The sequence below is a fragment of the Paenalcaligenes suwonensis genome (genome assembly GCF_011290505.1).
Lineage (GTDB): Bacteria > Pseudomonadota > Gammaproteobacteria > Burkholderiales > Burkholderiaceae_B > Paenalcaligenes > Paenalcaligenes suwonensis.
The window spans coordinates 1-2,979 of sequence record NZ_JAANPV010000018.1; the positions used below are offsets into that span (position 1 = coordinate 1).

Annotated in this window: 4 protein-coding genes; 3 read left to right on the forward strand and 1 reads right to left on the reverse strand. The window is 60.5% G+C overall.

Features of this window, described 5'->3' with window-relative positions; translation table 11 throughout:
• On the reverse strand, positions 1-239 hold a 239-nt coding region (locus GY634_RS16975; RefSeq protein ID WP_423227311.1), incomplete at its 3' end, for a nucleotidyltransferase domain-containing protein.
• 145 nt (positions 240-384) lie between these two features.
• Here GY634_RS16975 and intI1 point away from each other — a divergent pair.
• The 3 genes from intI1 (at position 385) to GY634_RS16990 (ending at position 2,639) form a co-directional block, all read left to right on the forward strand.
• The gene (gene intI1, locus GY634_RS16980) at positions 385-1,398 is read left to right on the forward strand and encodes a class 1 integron integrase IntI1 (RefSeq protein WP_000845048.1); all 1,014 of its coding nucleotides are present in this window, start codon (positions 385-387) and stop codon (positions 1,396-1,398) included.
• A 282-nt stretch (positions 1,399-1,680) separates the two neighbouring features.
• Entirely contained in the window at positions 1,681-2,418 is a 738-nt protein-coding gene (locus tag GY634_RS16985; RefSeq protein ID WP_001366550.1) for a recombinase family protein, read from the forward strand.
• Positions 2,415-2,639 (forward strand): hypothetical protein, encoded by a 225-nt coding sequence (locus tag GY634_RS16990; RefSeq protein WP_000743213.1) that lies wholly within the window; start codon positions 2,415-2,417, stop codon positions 2,637-2,639. Before GY634_RS16985 ends, GY634_RS16990 begins: the two co-directional genes overlap by 4 nt.
• Positions 2,640-2,979: the final 340 nt, after the last annotated feature.

A 2,979-nucleotide genomic window follows, 5' to 3' on the forward strand; every position in this document is an offset into this window, starting at 1 on the left:
ATCTCCGCTAAGAATCCATAGTCCAACTCCTCCGTGACGCGCCCGCCGAGCATTTCAACCATTGCCTCGAGCTCGCCGCGCCTCTCGCCGGGAAACGTCAGATCAATATCATCGTGCTTGCGTGTTACACGCCCTAGCCGTGCATCGATCGCCCAGCCCCCACCGATCCAGAGCGGCAGATTTCGCTCATCTGCCGCAGCTAGAATTTGGTGTATCAATGTGACCTGCGTTGTGTCCATGCGGCCTAACTTTGTTTTAGGGCGACTGCCCTGCTGCGTAACATCGTTGCTGCTCCATAACATCAAACATCGACCCACGGCGTAACGCGCTTGCTGCTTGGATGCCCGAGGCATAGACTGTACAAAAAAACAGTCATAACAAGCCATGAAAACCGCCACTGCGCCGTTACCACCGCTGCGTTCGGTCAAGGTTCTGGACCAGTTGCGTGAGCGCATACGCTACTTGCATTACAGTTTACGAACCGAACAGGCTTATGTCCACTGGGTTCGTGCCTTCATCCGTTTCCACGGTGTGCGTCACCCGGCAACCTTGGGCAGCAGCGAAGTCGAGGCATTTCTGTCCTGGCTGGCGAACGAGCGCAAGGTTTCGGTCTCCACGCATCGTCAGGCATTGGCGGCCTTGCTGTTCTTCTACGGCAAGGTGCTGTGCACGGATCTGCCCTGGCTTCAGGAGATCGGAAGACCTCGGCCGTCGCGGCGCTTGCCGGTGGTGCTGACCCCGGATGAAGTGGTTCGCATCCTCGGTTTTCTGGAAGGCGAGCATCGTTTGTTCGCCCAGCTTCTGTATGGAACGGGCATGCGGATCAGTGAGGGTTTGCAACTGCGGGTCAAGGATCTGGATTTCGATCACGGCACGATCATCGTGCGGGAGGGCAAGGGCTCCAAGGATCGGGCCTTGATGTTACCCGAGAGCTTGGCACCCAGCCTGCGCGAGCAGCTGTCGCGTGCACGGGCATGGTGGCTGAAGGACCAGGCCGAGGGCCGCAGCGGCGTTGCGCTTCCCGACGCCCTTGAGCGGAAGTATCCGCGCGCCGGGCATTCCTGGCCGTGGTTCTGGGTTTTTGCGCAGCACACGCATTCGACCGATCCACGGAGCGGTGTCGTGCGTCGCCATCACATGTATGACCAGACCTTTCAGCGCGCCTTCAAACGTGCCGTAGAACAAGCAGGCATCACGAAGCCCGCCACACCGCACACCCTCCGCCACTCGTTCGCGACGGCCTTGCTCCGCAGCGGTTACGACATTCGAACCGTGCAGGATCTGCTCGGCCATTCCGACGTCTCTACGACGATGATTTACACGCATGTGCTGAAAGTTGGCGGTGCCGGAGTGCGCTCACCGCTTGATGCGCTGCCGCCCCTCACTAGTGAGAGGTAGGGCAGCGCAAGTCAATCCTGGCGGATTCACTACCCCTGCGCGAAGGCCATCGGTGCCGCATCGAACGGCCGGTTGCGGAAAGTCCTCCCTGCGTCCGCTGATGGCCGGCAGCAGCCCGTCGTTGCCTGATGGATCCAACCCCTCCGCTGCTATAGTGCAGTCGGCTTCTGACGTTCAGTGCAGCCGTCTTCTGAAAACGACAGCATTTAGATCGATATGTGATAAATTGGCCTGCCAGTTTAAGATGGGTGCATTTGAGTATGCCCAAAGGAGCCCGCAAGTATGCGCAGGACGAAGCCAGTAGCCGCGCCGATGGTGGCGCGGGTCTATCTGCGCGTCAGCACCGACGCGCAGGACTTGGAACGCCAAGAGGCGATCACTACGGCCGCGAAGGCCGCCGGCTACTACGTCGCCGGCATCTACCGTGAGAAGGCATCCGGCGCACGCGCCGACCGGCCTGAGCTGCTGCGCATGATCGGCGACCTACAGCCCGGCGAGGTGGTCATTGCCGAGAAGATCGACCGCATCAGCCGCCTACCTTTGCCCGAGGCCGAGCGCCTGGTGGCCTCGATACAGGCCAAAGGCGCACGCCTGGCCGTCCCTGGCGTGGTCGATCTATCCGACCTGGCGGCCGAGGCCCAGGGCGTCGCCAAGATCGTGCTGGAAGCCGTGCAGATCATGCTTTTTCGCCTGGCCTTGCAGATGGCCCGCGACGACTACGAGGACAGGCGCGAACGCCAGCGCCAAGGCATTGAGTTGGCCCGCCAGGCCGGGCGGTACAAGGGCCGCCGTGCTGATCCGAAGCGCCGCGCCCAAGTTGTCGCGCTGCGCAAGTCCGGCTACAGCATCAACAAGACCGCCGAGCTGGCCGGGTACAGTGCGGCCCAGGTGAAACGGATATGGGCCGAGGTCAGCCAGGCCGAAGCGAAGCAGCACGGCGCGTTCGTGGAGGACGCATTGACGGAAGCCGATGCCCTGGCCGCTGTCGGCCAGGATGAGCGCCAGGAGGAAAGGGCATGAAGAAGCCGAACCAAGACGACGAGCCGTTTTTCATCACCGAGGAGATTGCGGCCGAAATGATCGCCGGCGGCTATGAGTTCGAGCTGCCGCCCATTCCTTGCACCATCCGCCTACGCGACGTGCTGGAGCGCATGACCGATGCTGAGCTAGCATTGCAGCCGGGCGAGATCGCCGACCAGGAGCGTGAACGCTGCCGGCGCAAGCCGTGTTCAACCTCATGATCTGGTCATGGTATTTTTCATGGCACTGAGCCTGATAGTTCTTGCAAATTGTTGTCACTAAAGGGTTTTGTGTGCTTGTTTACAATCGAGTGGGAGTGACGGGCACTGGCTGGCAATGTCTAGCAACGGCAGGCATTTCGGCTGAGGGTAAAAGAACTTTCCGCTAAGCGATAGACTGTATGTAAACACAGTATTGCAAGGACGCGGAACATGCCTCATGTGGCGGCCAGGACGGCCAGCCGGGATCGGGATACTGGTCGTTACCAGAGCCACCGACCCGAGCAAACCCTTCTCTATCAGATCGTTGACGAGTATTACCCGGCATTCGCTGCGCTTATGG

Excerpts from the sequence above, each read along its gene's own strand:
- intI1 (WP_000845048.1), top strand. The coding sequence starts at position 385 with ATGAAAACCGCCACTGCGCCGTTACCACCGCTGCGTTCGGTCAAGGTT.
- GY634_RS16985 (WP_001366550.1), top strand. The coding sequence starts at position 1,681 with ATGCGCAGGACGAAGCCAGTAGCCGCGCCGATGGTGGCGCGGGTCTAT.
- GY634_RS16990 (WP_000743213.1), top strand. The coding sequence starts at position 2,415 with ATGAAGAAGCCGAACCAAGACGACGAGCCGTTTTTCATCACCGAGGAG.